The following is a 17,268-nucleotide window of genomic DNA, read 5'->3' on the forward strand; positions in this document are numbered from 1 at the left end:
ATCGGTTTGGACCAGAGGCGGCATGTTTAGGTGGAAGTCGTTGCCTTGCCCTCTTTTGGTGCCTGCCCGAAATGGCTAGACTGCGCGCCTTCCTGCAAGGACCGCCACCATGTTGCTGATGCTTTATCTGATCGCCATCACCGCCGAAGCCATGACCGGCGCCTTGTCTGCCGGGCGCCGCGGCATGGACTGGTTCGGCGTGGTGCTGATCGCCTGTGTCACGGCGCTGGGTGGCGGTTCGGTGCGTGACGTGCTGCTCGGTCATTACCCGCTCACCTGGGTCAAACACCCGGAATACCTGGTGCTGACCACGGCGGCGGCGATGCTGACGGTGTTCCTGGCGCGCTGGATGCGCCACCTGCGTTCATTGTTCCTGGTGCTCGACGCCGCGGGGCTGGTGGCGTTCACCCTGATCGGCTGCATGACGGCCCTGGAAATGGGCCATGGCATGCTGGTGGCGTCGGTCAGCGGAGTGATCACTGGGGTGTTCGGCGGTATTTTGCGGGACATTTTCTGCAACGATATTCCGCTGATCTTCCGTCGCGAGCTCTATGCCAGCGTTTCATTTGCCGCGGCGTGGTGCTATCTGCTGTGCGTCTTCCTGCAACTGCCGAGTGAACAGGCGATCCTCATTACCTTGTTCGGTGGTTTCCTGCTGCGGCTCCTGGCGATTCGTTTTCACTGGGAAATGCCGAAGTTCGTCTACAACGACGAGGTTTGACGCTCGGCATGTTGCCGCAACGCCCACTCCACATGCTCGCGCACCAACTCCGACGGGTAGTCGCGTCGCGCCTGCAGCGCTTGCAGCACGGGAATCGTTGACGGCGCATTACCCAGGCCCACTGCCAGGTTGCGCAGCCAGCGCTCGTACCCGGCGCGGCGCAGCGGCGAGCCTTCGGTGCTGCTCAGGAACGTTGCCTCGTCCCACATGAACAACTCGGCCAGCCCGGCATTGTCCAGGTTGTGCCGCGGCTTGAAGTCGCTTTCCCCGGACGGCCGGGCGAAGCGGTTCCAGGGACAGACGATCTGGCAGTCATCGCAGCCGAACACCCGGTTGCCGATCAACGGCCGCAGTTCCTCGGGGATGGCGCTTTTCAGCTCGATGGTCAGGTAGGAAATGCAGCGGCGGGCATCGAGCACGTAGGGCCCGACGAAGGCATTCGTAGGGCAGATGTCCAGGCACGCGGTGCATTTCCCGCAATGTTCGCTGGCATGGGGCGGGTCCACCGGCAGCGGCAGGTCGACAAACAGCTCGCTCAGGAAGAAATAGCTTCCGGCCTTGCGGTTCAACACCAAGGTGTTTTTACCGATCCAGCCCAGGCCGGCCTGTTCGGCGATGGCTTTTTCCAGGACTGGAGCACTGTCGACGAAGGCGCGATAACCGAAGGGGCCGATCACCGCCTGAATTTTTTCTGCCAGTTGCTGCACACGTTTACGGATCAATTTGTGGTAATCGCGGCCCAATGCATAACGCGAGACGTAGGCTTTCTCCGGTTGGCCGAGCATCTGCGCCATGTGCGTGTCGCCCGGCAGGTAGTCCATGCGCAGGGAAACCACCCGTAGCGTACCCGGCACCAGTTCCTCGGGGTGCGAGCGTTTGCTGCCGTGGGCGCCCATGTAGTCCATTTCGCCGTGGTACCCGGCATCGAGCCAGCGTTGCAGGTGTTGCTCATGCTCGGCAAGGTCCAGGCCGCTGATGCCGACCTGCTGGAAGCCCAGCTCGCGGCCCCACTCCTTGATGGATTGGGCGAGGGCGGGGAGGTCTGTGGGAATGGCAGGCATGAGGCGAGAGAAACCAGAGCTGAGATGCGTATAATTCTGCCAGACATCGGAGCCCGAAGACGCATGCCGCACACTAAAGATGATTTTCCCGACGCGCTGTACAGCGCCGCGCAGGTCCGGGCCCTCGACGCACAACTGATCGCGGCCGGCACCGCCGGTTTCGAATTGATGCAACGCGCCGCCCGCGCCACCTGGCGAGCGATTGTCCGGCGCTGGCCTGATGCCCACGAGCTGACGGTGCTGGCCGGGCATGGCAACAACGCCGGCGATGGCTATCTGGTCGCGACCCTGGCCCGGCGCGCTGGCTGGTCGGTGCGGGTGCTGACGGTGGGCGAGCCCCGGCGCTTGCAGGGCGACGCCGCCAATGCCCACGCCGAAGCGGTGGCGGTGGGCGTGCCGATGGAGCCGTGGTCGGATGAGGCAGAGTTGCGCGGCGTGTTGCTGGATGCGCTGCTCGGGACGGGCTTGAGTGGCGAGGTGCGCGAGCCTTATGTGCGGGCTATCGATACGATCAACGTCAGCGGTCTGCCGGTCGCGGCGGTGGATATCCCCTCGGGCTTGTGCGCCGATACCGGCCGGGTGCTGGGCACGGCGGTGGTGGCCGATCTCACCGTGACCTTTATTGGCTTGAAGCTGGGCCTGTTTACCGGCGAAGCGGCGGACCGGGTCGGCGAACTGGTGTTCAACGACCTGCACGCCGATCCAGATATTGTTGACGCGGCACCGGCCAGTGCCCGATTGCTCTCACCCCATAATCTGCCACGTCTGACACCTCGTGCCGCCACGTCCCACAAAGGCAAGTTCGGTCACGTGCTGTTGATCGGTGGCGACCGGGGCTTTGGCGGCGCCATCCAGATGAGCGCCGAAAGCGCCCTGCGCTGCGGTGCGGGGATGGTTTCGATGGCGACCCGCAGCGAGCACGTATCCGCCGCGCTGACGCGTTTGCCGGAAGTGATGGTGCAAGGCACCCATTCGGCGAACCAATTGATGGGCTTGCTCCAGCAGGCCAGCGTGCTGGTGGTCGGGCCGGGCTTGGGCCAGGCCGCATGGGGGCGCAGCCTGTTGTCGGCGGCGGCCAATGCGCCGCTGCCGCAAGTATGGGATGCCGATGCGCTGAACCTGCTCTGCAGCGGCGATGTCCGCCTGCCTGAACAGTGCGTCATCACCCCGCACCCAGGCGAGGCGGCCCGATTGTTGGCGTTATCCACGGCCCAGGTGCAGGCCGACCGTCCAGCGGCAGCCCATGCATTGAGCCAGAAATACACCGCCACGGTTATCCTCAAGGGCGCTGGCAGCCTGATTGCCAGCCCGGACGGTCGCCTGGCGGTTTGCAGCCAGGGCCATCCGGCCATGGCCACAGCAGGCCTGGGGGATGTGCTGGCCGGCGTGGTCGGCGCCTTGCTGGCCCAGGGCATGGAGGGGTTCGAGGCCGCGTGCCTGGCGGTCTGGCTGCATGCCAATGCCGGTGCCCAGGCCGGTCGTTCGGGTCGGGGGGTGGCAGCCACCGATCTGATTCCGGCCATTCGTCAGTTGTTGGAGGAACATTCACCGTGTCTGAAGTAACCCTGTACGTGGCGGACGAACAAGCCATGACACAATTTGGTGCCCGCATCGCGCAGATCACCGCCGGTCACGGCCTGATTTTTCTCGAAGGCGACCTCGGCGCGGGGAAAACCACCCTGTCCCGTGGCATCATTCGCGGTCTCGGGCACGTCGGCTCCGTCAAGAGCCCTACGTTCACCCTGGTCGAGCCCTACGAGATCGGCGACATTCGCGCCTTCCATTTCGACCTGTATCGACTGGTGGATCCGGAGGAGCTGGAATTCCTCGGTATTCGCGATTATTTCGAAGATGACGCCTTGTGCCTGATCGAATGGCCCCAGAAGGGTGCAGGCTTTTTGCCAAAGCCCGACCTGACCATTACCATTGGCGCGCAGAACGGCGGGCGTTCGCTGAAACTGACGCCGCAAGGCTCGCGTGGCGAGTCGTGGTGTGCCGCTTTGGCATTGGAAAACTAATTGATGATGGGGTTTGGTATGCGCTTTCGCGCGGTGGTTGCTGTCGTAGGACTGTTGCTTACGGCACTGGCCGTCGATGCTGTGGCCGAGACAAAGGTCAACAGCGTTCGCCTCTGGCGGGCGCCGGACAACACACGGCTGGTGTTCGACCTGACGGGCCCGGTGCAGCACAGCGTATTCACCCTGACCGCCCCGGATCGCCTGGTGATTGACATCAACGGCGCGTCCCTGGGCGCGCCATTGAACGTGGCGACCGCCAACACGCCGATTACCGCGATGCGTTCGGCCCAGCGTACGCCGACCGACCTGCGGGTGGTCATCGACCTGAAAAAAGCCGTGACCCCGAAAAGCTTCACCCTGGCCCCGAATGCCCAATACGGCAACCGGCTGGTGGTGGACCTGTTCGACAACCCGGCCGATGCGGCGCCACCGCCGCCGCCGACCAATGTTGCCACGGTGCCAGCGGTGCCAGTGACCCCGACCGAACCTGCGCTCAAGCTGCCACCGGCCCCGGCTGGCAAGCGCGACATCATCGTGGTGATCGACGCCGGTCACGGCGGCGAAGACCCAGGCGCCTCAGGCTCGCGCGGGCAGCGGGAAAAAGACGTGGTGCTGTCCATCGCCCGCGAATTGCAACGCCAGGTCAACGGCATGAAAGGCTTCCGCGCCGAACTGACCCGTACCGGCGACTACTTCATTCCCTTGCGTGGGCGTACCGAGATCGCCCGCAAGAAAGGTGCCGACCTGTTCGTCTCCATCCACGCCGACGCCGCGCCTTCGGCGGCAGCGTTCGGGGCCTCGGTGTTTGCCCTGTCCGACCGCGGTGCCACGTCCGAGACTGCCCGTTGGCTGGCCGACAGCGAAAACCGTTCCGACCTGATCGGCGGTGCCGGCAACGTCAGCCTCGACGACAAGGACCGGATGCTCGCCGGTGTGTTGCTCGATTTGTCGATGACCGCCTCGCTGACCTCCAGCCTGAACGTCGGCCAGAAAGTCCTGAGCAACATCGGTCGGGTCACGCCGCTGCACAAGCAGCGCGTCGAGCAGGCTGGATTCATGGTGCTCAAGTCGCCGGACATCCCGTCGATCCTGGTGGAGACCGGGTTTATCTCCAACGCCAACGAAGCCTCCAAGCTGTCGTCCGCCAACCACCAGCAGGCGCTGGCCCGTTCCATCAGCAGCGGCGTGCGGCAGTTCTTCCAGCAGAACCCACCGCCAGGCACCTACATCGCCTGGTTGCGCGACTCGGGCAAGATTGCCCAAGGCCCGCGGGACCATCGGGTCAGCCCCGGCGAAACCCTGGCGATGATCGCCGTGCGCTATCAGGTGTCGCCCGCCACCTTGCGCAGTGCCAACAATCTCAAAAGCGACGAGCTCAAGATTGGTCAGACCCTGACCATTCCCGGCAACGAAGTGGCGGTCCAGCGATGAGTGACGAAGTGATCGGCAGCAACGCCCGTATTGAACTGCTCAGCCCCCGGCTGGCGAACCAGATCGCTGCTGGCGAAGTGGTCGAGCGTCCGGCGTCGGTCATCAAGGAATTGCTGGAAAACAGCCTCGACTCCGGGGCCAGGCGCATCGATGTGGATGTCGAACAGGGCGGCGTCAAGCTGCTGCGGGTGCGCGATGACGGTGGCGGGATTTCCTCTGACGACCTGCCGCTGGCCCTGGCGCGGCACGCCACTAGCAAGATTCGCGACCTGGAGGATCTTGAGCGGGTCATGAGCCTGGGATTTCGGGGCGAGGCGCTGGCATCCATCAGTTCGGTGTCGCGCCTGACCCTTACCTCCCGCACCCGCGATGCCGAGCAGGCCTGGCAGGTCGAGACCGAGGGGCGGGACATGGCCTCCCGCGTGCAGCCCGCGGCCCATCCGGTGGGCACTTCGGTGGAAGTGCGCGACTTGTTCTTCAACACCCCGGCCCGGCGCAAGTTCCTCAAGGCCGAGAAGACTGAATTCGATCATCTGCAAGAAGTCATCAAGCGTCTGGCCTTGGCGCGCTTTGATGTGGCGTTCCATTTGCGCCACAACGGCAAGACCATCCTCAGCCTGCACGAGGCCCACGATGATGCGGCCCGCGCCCGACGTGTCGGCGCGGTGTGCGGCGCAGGTTTCCTGGAGCAGGCATTGCCCATCGAGGTGGAGCGCAATGGCTTGCGCCTGTGGGGGTGGGTCGGCTTGCCAACCTTTTCCCGCAGTCAGGCGGACTTGCAGTACTTCTACGTGAACGGCCGGGCGGTGCGCGACAAATTGGTGGCCCACGCGGTGCGCCAGGCGTATCGCGATGTGCTGTTCAATGGCCGGCATCCGACCTTCGTGCTGTTTTTCGAAGTCGATCCGGCCGTGGTCGACGTCAACGTACACCCGACCAAGCACGAAGTACGTTTCCGTGACGGGCGCATGGTCCACGATTTCCTCTACGGCACCTTGCACCGTGCGTTGGGCGATGTGCGCCCGGAAGATCAACTGGCGGCTCCGGCGGCGGTGGGCGGCATGGTCCGGCCAACGGGGTTGGAAGCTGGCGAATTCGGGCCTCAGGGCGAAATGCGCCTGGCGGCCAACGCACTGCTGGAGCAGCCCCAGCCTCAGCCGAGCTACAACACGGCCGGGAGCGGTACCGGCAGCGGCTATCAATACCAATACACTCCGCGTCCGCAATCCAGCGTGCCGACAGCCGAGGCCCAGGCGGCCTATCGCGAGTTCTTCAAACCCTTGCCGGAAGCTGGAGCGGCGGCGATGCCCGACGGCCAAGGCGATATCCCGCCGCTGGGCTATGCCCTGGCGCAACTCAAAGGCATTTATATCCTCTCGGAAAATGCCCAGGGCCTGGTCCTGGTGGACATGCACGCCGCCCATGAGCGGATCATGTACGAGCGGCTGAAAATCGCCATGGCCAGCGAAGGCCTGAGCGGCCAGCCACTGTTGGTGCCCGAGTCCCTGGCCGTCAGCCAGCGCGAAGCCGATTGCGCCGAAGAACATGTGGCCTGGTTCCAGCGCCTGGGCTTCGAATTGCAGCGTCTGGGGCCCGAAACCCTGGCGATCCGTCAGATCCCGGCGTTGTTGAAGCAGGCCGAGGCCAATCGCCTGGTTAGCGACGTACTGGCTGACTTGATGGAATATGGCACCAGCGACCGCATCCAGGCGCACCTGAACGAACTGCTCGGTACCATGGCCTGCCACGGCGCGATCCGCGCCAACCGGCGCCTGGCCCTGCCGGAAATGAACGGCCTGCTGCGGGACATGGAAAACACCGAGCGCAGCGGTCAATGCAACCATGGCCGGCCGACCTGGACCCAATTGGGCCTGGACGACCTGGACAAACTGTTCCTGCGCGGTCGTTGATGAGCCAGTTGCCACCCGCGATTTTCCTGATGGGGCCGACCGCCGCCGGCAAGACCGACCTGGCCATCGAGTTGACCAAAGTCCTGCCCTGCGAGTTGATCAGTGTCGATTCGGCCCTGGTCTACCGGGGCATGGACATCGGCACCGCCAAGCCGTCGAAGGAACTGCTGGCCGAGTTTCCCCATCGCCTGATCGACATCCTCGACCCGGCCGAGGCTTATTCGGCGGCTGATTTCCGTCGTGACGCGCTCCAGGCCATGGCCGAGATCACCTCGCGGGGCAAGATTCCGCTGCTGGTGGGTGGCACAATGCTGTATTACAAGGCCTTGGTCGATGGGTTGGCGGACATGCCGGCAGCCGATCCCGAGGTGCGCGCGCAGATTGAAGAAGAGGCCGCGCGCCTTGGCTGGCAAGCCCTGCACGAGCAATTGGCGGTCATCGACCCGGAATCGGCGGCGCGTATTCACCCCAATGACCCGCAGCGCCTCAGTCGGGCCCTGGAGGTTTATCGGGTCAGCGGCCAGAGCATGACGGCCCTGCGCCAGCGACAATCTGCGCAAAGTACTGAAGCAGCCGCTTCGGGACTGCAACAATTGCCCTATACTGTCGCGAATCTGGCCATCGCTCCGGCGAACCGGCAAGTGCTGCATCGGCGAATTGAACAAAGATTCACATTAATGTTGGAACAGGGGTTCATAGACGAGGTCGTAGCCCTGCGTGAGCGAAGTGACCTGCATGCCGGATTGCCGTCTATACGTGCGGTAGGTTATCGACAAGTCTGGGATTACCTGGACGGCAAGCTGACGTCAGCCGAGATGCAGGAGCGTGGGATCATTGCCACGCGCCAATTGGCGAAACGCCAGTTCACCTGGCTGCGCAGCTGGACTGACTTGCATTGGCTCGACAGTCTCGATTGCGACAATCTGCCACGCGCCTTGAAATACCTCGGGACCATCTCCATATTGAGCTGAGTCCTTGCAATTGCCGTCTATCCTTGGGGGTGTGACGGCCCAAGCCATCTGATTCCGATTTTTATTATTGATCCTTAAAGGAGTGCGGCACATGTCAAAAGGGCATTCGCTACAAGACCCTTACTTGAACACTTTACGTAAAGAGAAAGTTGGGGTGTCCATCTATCTGGTCAACGGGATCAAACTGCAAGGCACGATCGAGTCTTTCGACCAGTTCGTCATCCTTCTGAAAAACACCGTCAGCCAAATGGTCTACAAACACGCGATCTCGACAGTCGTGCCAGTTCGTCCAATTCGTCTGCCTAGCGCAACCGAATCCGAAGGCGGTGACGCTGAACCGGGTAACGCCTGATAGGAGCCTCCTTTGTTCTTTGAGCGCCACGGTGGTGGTGAACGGGCCATTCTCGTTCACTTGGATGGACAGGACCCTGAGGCGCGCGAAGATCCGCAGGAGTTTCAGGAATTGGCACTTTCGGCCGGCGCCGAGACCGTCGCGTTTTTCAACGTGCCGCGTCATCGGCCAACCGCAAAGTTCCTGATCGGCAGTGGCAAGGTCGAGGAGTTGCGCGACCTGGTCAAGGCCGAACAGGTCGATCTGGTGATTTTCAATCACATCCTCACACCCAGTCAGGAACGTAACCTCGAACGTGTCTTCGAGTGTCGCGTGATCGACCGAACGGGGCTGATTCTCGATATTTTCGCCCAGCGCGCCCGCACCCATGAAGGCAAGCTCCAGGTCGAACTGGCCCAGCTTGAGCACATGAGTACGCGGCTGGTTCGCGGCTGGACTCACCTTGAGCGGCAGAAGGGCGGTATCGGCCTGCGCGGCCCGGGTGAAACCCAGTTGGAAACCGACCGGCGACTGCTTCGGGTTCGCTTGCGCCAGATCAAGGGGCGCCTGGAAAAGGTCCGCAGCCAGCGCGAGCAGTCGCGGCGCGGCCGCAAGCGCGCGGACATCCCGACGGTTTCACTGGTGGGTTATACCAACGCCGGCAAATCGACCCTGTTCAATAACGTCACCCAATCCGACGTCTATGCTGCTGACCAGTTGTTCGCCACGCTCGACCCGACCCTGCGTCGGCTCGACCTGGACGACCTCGGGCCGATCGTGCTGGCCGACACCGTGGGCTTCATCCGTCACCTGCCGCATAAACTGGTCGAGGCTTTCCGGGCTACGCTCGAAGAGTCGAGCAACTCCGACCTGCTGCTGCATGTGATCGATGCCGCCGAACCGGACCGGATGCTGCAGATCGAGCAGGTGATGGTGGTGCTGGGCGAGATCGGGGCTCAGGACTTGCCGATCCTGGAGGTATACAACAAACTCGATTTGCTCGAAGGCGTGGAGCCGCAGATCCAGCGCGATGCCGACGGCAAGCCGCAACGGGTCTGGCTGTCGGCCCGTGATGGCACCGGCCTGGACCTGCTCAAACAGGCAGTGGCGGAGCTGTTGGGCAACGATCTGTTTGTTGGCACCCTGAAGTTGCCGCAACGTTTCGCCCGGCTGCGAGCCCAGTTCTTTGAGCTGGGGGCCGTGCAAAAAGAAGAACACGACGACGAAGGCGTCTGCCTGCTGGCTGTTCGCCTGCCTCGGGCGGAGCTCAATCGGCTGGTCAGCCGCGAAGGGCTGCAACCGATGGAATTCATCGAGCAACACACTTTGCAATAAAAGCCTGAGAAAGCTGTGTCAGGCATTCTGTAGCATTGGTCGGCGCGCCGTGGGTGCGTCTTTGCTTTATCAGATGGAGAGCGCTATGGCTTGGAATGAGCCGGGTGGCAACTCGAATAATCAGGATCCTTGGGGTGGCAAGCGTCGTAACAACGGCGACCGCAAGGGGCCGCCGGATCTCGACGAGGCCTTCCGAAAGCTGCAGGAAAGCCTGAACGGTTTGTTCGGTGGTGGTAAAAAACGCGGTGACGATGGCGGCAGTCGTCCGGGCAAGGGCGGCGGTTTCGGCCTGCTCGGCATCGGTCTGGTCGTGCTGGCGGCTGTCTGGCTGTACAGCGCGGTCTATGTCGTGGACGAGCAGGAGCAGGCCGTGGTGCTGCGCTTCGGCAAGTACTACGAGACGGTTGGACCGGGCCTGAATATCTATTTCCCGCCGATCGACCAGAAGTATATGGAGAACGTCACGCGTGAGCGTGCGTACACCAAGCAGGGCCAGATGCTGACCGAAGACGAGAACATCGTCGAAGTGCCGCTGACCGTGCAATACAAGATTACCAACCTGCAGGACTTCGTACTGAACGTCGACCAGCCGGAAATCAGCCTGCAGCATGCGACCGAAAGTGCCTTGCGCCATGTGGTGGGTTCCACCGCCATGGACCAGGTGCTGACCGAAGGTCGTGAGTTGATGGCCAGCGAAATCAAGGAGCGCCTGCAGCGGTTCCTCGATACCTATCGCACCGGTATCACCGTCACCCAGGTCAACGTCCAGAGCGCGGCAGCCCCGCGTGAGGTCCAGGAAGCCTTCGACGACGTGATCCGTGCCCGTGAAGACGAGCAGCGTTCGCGCAACCAGGCCGAAACCTATGCCAACGGCGTCGTGCCGGAAGCTCGTGGTCAGGCCCAGCGCATCATCGAAGATGCCAACGGTTATCGCGATGAAGTGGTCTCCCGCGCCAAGGGTGAGGCTGATCGCTTCACCAAGCTGGTAGCCGAGTATCGCAAGGCTCCAGAAGTCACCCGTGAGCGTCTGTACCTGGACACCATGCAGGAAGTCTTCAGCAACACCAGCAAGGTCCTCGTGACCGGGAACAAGAACGGCCAGAGCAATCTGCTGTACTTGCCGCTGGACAAGATGGTCGAGAGCGGTCGCAACACCAGCGCACCGTCGACCGGCGCGGCAGCCACCAGCAATGAAAGCAACGCCCGTGCGGCGGATCTGCAGCAACAGCAAGCACGTACCAGGGAGAGTCGCTGATGAGCAATAAATCGCTGATCGCCCTTATTGTCGGTGTCGTCGTGGCGATCGCTGCCTGGAACTGCTTCTACATCGTGGCTCAGACCGAGCGTGCGGTGTTGCTGCAATTCGGTCGCGTGGTCCAGGCTGATGTCCAGCCAGGGCTGCATGTGAAAGTGCCGTACGTCAACAAGGTGCGCAAGTTCGACGCCCGCCTGATGACGCTGGATGCGCCGACGCAACGCTTCCTGACGTTGGAAAAGAAAGCCGTGATGGTGGATGCCTATGCCAAGTGGCGGGTGAAGGATGCCGAGCGCTTCTACACCGCGACCTCGGGCCTGAAGCAGATCGCCGACGAGCGTCTGTCCCGCCGTCTGGAATCGGGCCTGCGTGACCAGTTCGGTAAGCGCACGCTGCATGAAGTGGTGTCCGGTGAGCGTGATGCGCTCATGGCCGATATCACGCGTTCGCTGAACACGATGGCGGAAAAAGAGCTGGGTATCGAAGTGGTCGATGTCCGGGTCAAGGCCATCGACCTGCCGAAGGAAGTGAACCGCAGCGTGTTCGAGCGCATGAGCACCGAGCGTGAGCGTGAGGCTCGCGAGCACCGCGCCAAGGGTAACGAGCTGGCCGAAGGCATCCGTGCCGACGCCGATCGCCAACGCCGCGTACTGCTGGCCGAAGCCTATCGGGAATCGGAAGAGGTCCGTGGTGATGGTGATGCCCAGGCCGCTGCGATCTATTCCAAGGCCTATGGCCAGGATCAGGAGTTCTACGGTTTCTACCGTAGCCTGCGCGCTTACCGTGAAAGTTTTGCAAACAAATCCGACGTCATGGTCCTGGACCCAAGCAGTGACTTCTTCCGTTATCTGGAAAAGGCCAAGCCTTGATGCGACGTTGACCTGAGGCACTCCGCCCGGCGGCTAAAGCGTCGGGCGGGGTGATCCTTTGGGAAAACGTGTGTATGATGCGGCAGCCGGGAAATTCCCGGCTTTTTTGCGTCTGCACGTTTGATTGTGGTTTTGGTTGCAGGCGTCGGGTTGAACGACTCGACAGGTTTTTCGAGGAAAGTGCTGGGCGAGGCTGGAGTGCTGCTCATTTAAGGCGTTGGATAGAAACCGTGGCGAGGGAGCTTGCTCCCGCATGAGTGCGAAGCGCTCACAGCAATGGGGCCGCTTCGCAGCCCAGCGGGGCAAGCTCCCTCGCCACAATGATTCAATCGCTCGTAGGTGAACGGCATGACGCCATTCGTCACGGCGCTCATGCGCGTGTTTTGCGCGTGGGCCAAGTATTTTCTGCTTCACTCAAGGCTTGCCCGAGGGCTGGCCGCCCGGACCATAGGGGAATGGCGTAATGGCAACGGTAGACCGCTGGCTGCTGCCAGATGGCATCGAAGAAGTACTGCCACCGGAAGCTGCGCGAATTGAAGTAGCGCGTCGGCAGGTGTTGGATCTGTTCCAGAGCTGGGGTTACGAGTTCGTCGTTACCCCGCATATCGAGTACCTGGAATCCCTGCTCACCGGTGCGGGCCAGGACCTGGACCTGCGCACCTTCAAGGTTATCGACCCGCAGTCGGGCCGGCAGATGGGCTTTCGTGCCGACATCACGCCGCAAGTGGCGCGCATCGACGCCCACACCCTGCGCCGTGAAGGTCCGAGCCGCCTGTGCTACGCCGGCAGTGTGCTGCATGCCCAGCCGCGTGCCTTGTCGTCTTCGCGCAGCCCGATCCAGCTGGGCGCCGAGTTGTATGGCGACGCCAGCCCGAGCAGCGACGTAGAAGTCATCAGCCTGATGTTGGCCATGCTGCAACTGGCTGACGTGCCAGATGTCCACATGGACCTGGGCCATGTCGGCATCTATCGCGGCCTGGCCCGAGCGGCCGGTTTGTCCGGCGAAGTGGAGCAGCAGCTGTTCGATGCCCTGCAACGCAAGGCCATCGACGAAGTCATCAGCCTGACCGAGGGCCTGCCGGCCGATCTGTCGGACATGCTGCGGGCGCTGGTGGGCCTGTGCGGCGGACGTGAGGTATTGGCCGCTGCCCGTGAACGCCTGGCTCACGCGCCGGCGCCTGTGTTGGCGGCGCTGGACGACTTGCTGGCGATTGCCGAGCGTCTGTCGGTGCGTTTCCCCGAGTTGCCGCTGTATTTCGACCTGGGTGAGTTGCGCGGTTATCACTACCACACGGGTGTCGTCTTTGCCGTGTTCGTCCCGGGCGTGGGCCAGTCCATCGCCCAAGGCGGCCGTTATGACGACATCGGTGCCGACTTTGGTCGTGCTCGTCCGGCGACCGGTTTCTCTACCGATTTGAAAACCCTGGTGACCCTGGGGCGTGCTGAAGTCGAGCTACCGTCTGGCGGTATCTGGATGCCTGACAGTACGGATGCGGCACTCTGGCAAGCGGTCTGCCAGCTGCGCAGTGAGGGTCAGCGTGTCGTCCAGGCTTTGCCTGGGCAACCTTTGGCCGCCGCCCGTGAAGCGGACTGCGACCGGCAATTGATTCAGCAGAACGGGCTTTGGCAAGTATTGCCGCTGGCTTCTTGAGTTTTCCTGCCGGCTGCGGCCGGCACCAAGTTTGCGCGAATGAGGACAAGTGTTATGGGTAAGAATGTCGTAGTCCTGGGCACCCAGTGGGGTGATGAGGGCAAAGGCAAGATCGTTGATCTGCTGACCGAACATGCTGCCGCCGTAGTGCGCTACCAGGGTGGCCACAACGCAGGTCACACCTTGGTGATCGACGGTGAAAAAACCGTCCTGCACCTGATTCCGTCGGGCGTGCTGCGCGAAGGCGTACAGTGCCTGATCGGCAACGGTGTGGTGGTGGCTCCCGACGCCTTGCTGCGGGAAATCATCAAGCTGGAGGAAAAAGGCGTACCGGTGCGCGAGCGCCTGCGTATCAGCCCGTCCTGCCCGCTGATCCTGTCCTATCACGTCGCGCTGGACCAGGCTCGTGAAAAGGCCCGTGGCGAGCTGAAGATCGGCACCACCGGTCGCGGTATCGGCCCGGCCTACGAAGATAAAGTAGCCCGTCGAGGCCTGCGCATCGGTGACCTGTTCCATCGTGAGCGTTTCGCCGCCAAGCTGGGCGAGTTGCTGGACTACCACAACTTTGTCCTGGTCAATTACTACAAAGAGCCGGCCATCGACTTCCAGAAAACCCTGGACGAGTGCATGGAGTACGCCGAGCTGCTCAAGCCGATGATGCTCGACGTCACTGCCGAGCTGCACGAGCTGCGTCGCGCTGGCAAGGACATCATGTTCGAAGGTGCCCAGGGTTCGCTGCTGGACATCGACCACGGTACCTACCCGTACGTCACCAGCTCCAACACCACCGCCGGCGGCATCGCCACGGGGTCGGGTTTCGGTCCGATGTACCTGGACTACATCCTGGGTATCACCAAGGCCTACACCACACGCGTGGGTTCGGGGCCGTTCCCGACTGAGCTGTTCGACGATGTCGGCGCCTTCCTGGCCAAGCGTGGCCACGAATTCGGCGCTACCACCGGCCGTGCCCGTCGTTGCGGTTGGTTCGATGCCGTCATCCTGCGTCGCGCCATCGACGTCAACAGCATCTCGGGCCTGTGCCTGACCAAGTTGGACGTGCTGGACGGCTTGGAAACCATCAACATCTGCGTGGGCTACAAGAACCAGGACGGCGCCGTCATCGACGCGCCGACCGACGCCGACAGCTACATCGGCCTGGAGCCGGTGTACGAGCAGATGCCAGGCTGGACCGAATCGACCGTGGGCGCCAAGACCCTGGAAGAGCTGCCAGTGGCGGCCCGCAACTACATCAAGCGTGTCGAAGAGTTGGTCGGTGCGCCGATCGACATTATTTCGACGGGGCCGGACCGCAACGAAACCATCGTTCTGCGTCACCCGTTTGCCTGATAAGTCGTTGATGTAAAAAACAAAGGCCCCTCGTTTGGGGCCTTTGTCGTATCTGCCGGCCGAACGGCACGACCTTTGCTATGCATCGTTAACAATAAGTACTTCTTTGAAGTGCCATCAAATTAATGGCGTTTAGTAGAGGGATTCCCCTGTGTCGGCCGTTCTCTCACTGTTACAAAGCCGTCTGTTGCGGCCCGTCTTCGTTACGCTTGGTATCGCCCTTTTGGTGCAGGTGCTGGTGGCTGTCGCGCTGACACGAAGCACTGTCACCGCCCTGGAGGCCGATCTAGGCGCTCGGCTGGGGGGCGACAGTCAAAAATTGTCTGGCGAACTGGAGCAGGCCGGGCGCGAGGTCACCTCGAGCCTGGACAGTTTGTCTGCCAGCACCCGTCAGCGTCTCACTGCCGGTTTGTCCCCCCGTTTGAAGGACGAACAGGCGCAATTGCGGACGACGCTGGAGAAAACGCTCAAGGATTCCGCCAACGATATGGCGCAACTCCTGGCCTCGGTCGCGCCACGCGCTATGTGGGACAGCGACATACCGACCCTTTCCGAATTCGCCCGCCGGGCCCAGCGCAACCCTAATGTGTTGTTCGTTATTTATGACGACGCCAGTGGTGAGCACCTGACCCGCTACCTGAACCGGGAAAACCCGATCAACAAGGCGCTGCTGGAAAAAGGCAAGGGCGAGCGGGCGTTGGACAAAGTGCTGGATGCGGCGAAGAGCGACCCCTCGGTGTATTACCTCGAAGCCTCGATCAGCCCCAACGGCGTAGAGATTGGCAAGGTATTGATGGGCGTTTCCACAGCTTCCGTTGACGCTGATCTGAAGGCGTTGGACCAGCGCTTCTCGGCCTTGATCGCCAGCAGCGACCAGTTGGTCGGTGACAGCCTCAAGGGGGCGGCGGCCGACAGCGCCACCGCCATGCGCGGTCGCCTGGAGTCGGCCCAGGCCACCGCCACACAGATGCAGACCAACACTGCCAGCACCGTGCAGGAAGCGGCAGGCACCTTGCGCTGGCGTATCGGCCTGGGCCTGGCATTGGTGGGCTTCGGTGTGTTGGTGTTGCTGGCCGTGGTGCTGGGGCGTCGGGTGGTCAATCGCTTGAAGTTGCTGATCGCGGCCATGAACGACTTGGCGGCAGGCGAGGGTGACCTGACCAAGCGCGTGCAAATCAACAGCAAGGACGAAATCGGCGACATGGCCTCGGCGGTCAATCGCTTTGTGGATAAGTTGCAACCCATCGTGCGCGAGGCCGGCGATGTGGCCCAGCGTACCGGTGTGGAAATCGGTGCGATGACCTTGCGTAACTCCGGTGCCGATGCGGCGGCCGGGATGCAGCGTGATGAGGTGGCCGAGAGCCTGCGTGCACTGTCGCAAATGGCGGATGAGGCTCAATCGGAAAGCCAGGCGATGCAGGCGGCTTTGCAGCAGGTCGTGGAGATCCGCCAGGCCACTGATGAAAATACCCGCACTTCGGCCAAGGTCGGCAGCTTGATCGAGGCGTTGGCCGGGCAGGTAGACACCGGTGCGAAAGTGATTGAGCGGCTGGCGCAGCAGAGCGAACAGATCGAAGTGGTGTTGACGGTGATCCACGGCATCGCCGAGCAGACTAACTTGTTGGCCTTGAATGCCGCCATCGAGGCGGCGCGGGCCGGGGAAACGGGGCGCGGGTTTGCCGTGGTGGCGGATGAGGTGCGGGCCCTGGCGAGCAAGACCCAAAGTTCAACGGGCGATATCCAGGCGCATATCGTGGCCTTGCAGCAGGGCGCTCGCGAGGCGGTGGCCGCTATCGGCCAGGCTGGGCGCCAGGCCAGCGAAGGCTTGGTGGTGCTACGAGACAGTGCGCGATTGCAGCAGTCGGTGCAGGCGTCCGTCGAGCAGGTGCATGCGGCTATCGGCCTGGCGACTCAGGCCGCGGCTCACCAGGCCCAGGGCGCGCAAGCAGTGCGCGGGCGCGTGGAAACCATCCATGCCCAGGCCGAGAAGGCGGCCCAGGCCGTGGTCGAGACCACCGCCAGCGGCAAGGTGCTCGACAGCCTGGCTGCGCAATTGAAAGCAAGCCTGGGGCAGTTCCGGGCCTGATCTGGCGGCTGGGCTGGCCTCATCGCGAGCAAGCTCGCTCCCACAGCGGATCTCGTTCACTGCGATCCTTTTGGGAGCGAGCTTGCTCGCGATAGCGATTTCAGCGACTCAGATATTTCCAGGACCCAGAAACGCAAAAACCCGCTTTCGCGGGTTTCTGTGAGGTTCAAGGTCGTAAACCTTGAAGCAAGAATTGGTGCCCAGAAGAAGACTCGAACTTCCACGACCTTGCGGTCACCAGCACCTGAAGCTGGCGTGTCTACCAATTTCACCATCTGGGCA

Annotated in this window: 14 protein-coding genes, 1 tRNA gene and 1 pseudogene; 14 read left to right on the forward strand and 2 right to left on the reverse strand. The window is 62.5% G+C overall.

Annotation, left to right across the window (positions count from 1 at the left end):
* Window positions 1–109 precede the first annotated feature (109 nt).
* Window positions 110–721, forward strand: a complete 612-nt coding sequence (locus BLO97_RS08145) for a trimeric intracellular cation channel family protein (protein WP_057448254.1) — start codon at window positions 110–112, stop codon at window positions 719–721.
* On the opposite strand, the gene queG is transcribed toward BLO97_RS08145, so the two are convergent.
* Window positions 703–1,782, reverse strand: coding sequence for a tRNA epoxyqueuosine(34) reductase QueG (gene queG / locus BLO97_RS08150; protein ID WP_092150882.1), 1,080 nt, complete (start codon window positions 1,780–1,782; stop codon window positions 703–705). The genes BLO97_RS08145 and queG overlap by 19 nt on opposite strands.
* 63 nt (window positions 1,783–1,845) lie before the next feature.
* Between queG and BLO97_RS08155 the strand changes: the two genes are divergently transcribed.
* The 13 genes and pseudogenes from BLO97_RS08155 (at window position 1,846) to BLO97_RS32240 (ending at window position 16,986) form a co-directional block, all read left to right on the forward strand.
* The gene (locus BLO97_RS08155) at window positions 1,846–3,345 is read left to right on the forward strand and encodes an NAD(P)H-hydrate dehydratase (RefSeq protein WP_092150885.1); all 1,500 of its coding nucleotides are present in this window, start codon (window positions 1,846–1,848) and stop codon (window positions 3,343–3,345) included.
* On the forward strand, window positions 3,333–3,800 hold the full coding sequence (tsaE, locus tag BLO97_RS08160; protein ID WP_003197219.1) for a tRNA (adenosine(37)-N6)-threonylcarbamoyltransferase complex ATPase subunit type 1 TsaE: 468 nt from the start codon (window positions 3,333–3,335) through the stop codon (window positions 3,798–3,800). The genes BLO97_RS08155 and tsaE overlap by 13 nt, the downstream gene beginning before the upstream one ends.
* A gap of 3 nt (window positions 3,801–3,803) precedes the next feature.
* A complete protein-coding gene (locus BLO97_RS08165; protein WP_092150888.1) occupies window positions 3,804–5,231 on the forward strand; it encodes an N-acetylmuramoyl-L-alanine amidase in 1,428 nt (475 codons plus the stop codon).
* Complete coding sequence (gene mutL, locus BLO97_RS08170; RefSeq protein WP_092345519.1) at window positions 5,228–7,141, forward strand: DNA mismatch repair endonuclease MutL; 1,914 nt, start codon at window positions 5,228–5,230, stop codon at window positions 7,139–7,141. Before BLO97_RS08165 ends, mutL begins: the two co-directional genes overlap by 4 nt.
* Window positions 7,141–8,112 (forward strand): tRNA (adenosine(37)-N6)-dimethylallyltransferase MiaA, encoded by a 972-nt coding sequence (gene miaA / locus BLO97_RS08175; RefSeq protein ID WP_063323184.1) that lies wholly within the window; start codon window positions 7,141–7,143, stop codon window positions 8,110–8,112. The genes mutL and miaA overlap by 1 nt, the downstream gene beginning before the upstream one ends.
* Window positions 8,113–8,203: 91 nt before the next feature.
* Complete coding sequence (gene hfq, locus BLO97_RS08180) at window positions 8,204–8,464, forward strand: RNA chaperone Hfq (RefSeq protein WP_003186419.1); 261 nt, start codon at window positions 8,204–8,206, stop codon at window positions 8,462–8,464.
* A gap of 12 nt (window positions 8,465–8,476) precedes the next feature.
* Window positions 8,477–9,778: a ribosome rescue GTPase HflX gene (gene hflX, locus BLO97_RS08185; RefSeq protein ID WP_003197227.1), complete on the forward strand. Its 1,302-nt coding sequence runs from the start codon at window positions 8,477–8,479 to the stop codon at window positions 9,776–9,778.
* Between the two features lie 85 nt (window positions 9,779–9,863).
* Window positions 9,864–11,033: an FtsH protease activity modulator HflK gene (gene hflK, locus BLO97_RS08190; RefSeq protein WP_092150897.1), complete on the forward strand. Its 1,170-nt coding sequence runs from the start codon at window positions 9,864–9,866 to the stop codon at window positions 11,031–11,033.
* Complete coding sequence (gene hflC / locus BLO97_RS08195) at window positions 11,033–11,902, forward strand: protease modulator HflC (protein ID WP_063323182.1); 870 nt, start codon at window positions 11,033–11,035, stop codon at window positions 11,900–11,902. The genes hflK and hflC overlap by 1 nt, the downstream gene beginning before the upstream one ends.
* A 463-nt stretch (window positions 11,903–12,365) precedes the next feature.
* Entirely contained in the window at window positions 12,366–13,553 is a 1,188-nt protein-coding gene (locus BLO97_RS08200) for an ATP phosphoribosyltransferase regulatory subunit (protein WP_003197238.1), read from the forward strand.
* Window positions 13,554–13,607: 54 nt separating this feature from the next.
* Window positions 13,608–14,900, forward strand: coding sequence for an adenylosuccinate synthase (locus tag BLO97_RS08205; protein WP_003186407.1), 1,293 nt, complete (start codon window positions 13,608–13,610; stop codon window positions 14,898–14,900).
* Window positions 14,901–15,867: 967 nt separating this feature from the next.
* Window positions 15,868–16,128, forward strand: a pseudogene (locus BLO97_RS32235) (HAMP domain-containing protein); the annotation flags it as partial.
* Window positions 16,129–16,236: 108 nt separating this feature from the next.
* Window positions 16,237–16,986, forward strand: coding sequence for a methyl-accepting chemotaxis protein (locus BLO97_RS32240; RefSeq protein WP_371856983.1), 750 nt, complete (start codon window positions 16,237–16,239; stop codon window positions 16,984–16,986).
* Between the two features lie 194 nt (window positions 16,987–17,180).
* Here BLO97_RS32240 and BLO97_RS08215 read toward each other — a convergent pair.
* A tRNA-Leu gene (locus BLO97_RS08215) sits at window positions 17,181–17,267 on the reverse strand.
* Between the last annotated feature and the right edge of the window lies 1 nt (window position 17,268).

It is taken from the genome of Pseudomonas sp. NFACC05-1, from assembly GCF_900100135.1.
GTDB classification, from domain to species: domain Bacteria; phylum Pseudomonadota; class Gammaproteobacteria; order Pseudomonadales; family Pseudomonadaceae; genus Aquipseudomonas; species Aquipseudomonas fluorescens_Q.

Bases quoted from the DNA above. Each gene is read 5' to 3' on its own strand.
- hfq (WP_003186419.1), top strand. From the start codon at position 8,204: ATGTCAAAAGGGCATTCGCTACAAGACCCTTACTTGAACACTTTACGT.
- BLO97_RS08155 (WP_092150885.1), top strand. From the start codon at position 1,846: ATGCCGCACACTAAAGATGATTTTCCCGACGCGCTGTACAGCGCCGCG.
- mutL (WP_092345519.1), top strand. From the start codon at position 5,228: ATGAGTGACGAAGTGATCGGCAGCAACGCCCGTATTGAACTGCTCAGC.
- miaA (WP_063323184.1), top strand. From the start codon at position 7,141: ATGAGCCAGTTGCCACCCGCGATTTTCCTGATGGGGCCGACCGCCGCC.
- BLO97_RS08200 (WP_003197238.1), top strand. From the start codon at position 12,366: ATGGCAACGGTAGACCGCTGGCTGCTGCCAGATGGCATCGAAGAAGTA.
- queG (WP_092150882.1), bottom strand. From the start codon at position 1,782: ATGCCTGCCATTCCCACAGACCTCCCCGCCCTCGCCCAATCCATCAAG.
- hflK (WP_092150897.1), top strand. From the start codon at position 9,864: ATGGCTTGGAATGAGCCGGGTGGCAACTCGAATAATCAGGATCCTTGG.
- BLO97_RS08145 (WP_057448254.1), top strand. From the start codon at position 110: ATGTTGCTGATGCTTTATCTGATCGCCATCACCGCCGAAGCCATGACC.
- BLO97_RS08205 (WP_003186407.1), top strand. From the start codon at position 13,608: ATGGGTAAGAATGTCGTAGTCCTGGGCACCCAGTGGGGTGATGAGGGC.
- BLO97_RS32240 (WP_371856983.1), top strand. From the start codon at position 16,237: ATGCAGCGTGATGAGGTGGCCGAGAGCCTGCGTGCACTGTCGCAAATG.
- BLO97_RS08165 (WP_092150888.1), top strand. From the start codon at position 3,804: ATGATGGGGTTTGGTATGCGCTTTCGCGCGGTGGTTGCTGTCGTAGGA.
- hflC (WP_063323182.1), top strand. From the start codon at position 11,033: ATGAGCAATAAATCGCTGATCGCCCTTATTGTCGGTGTCGTCGTGGCG.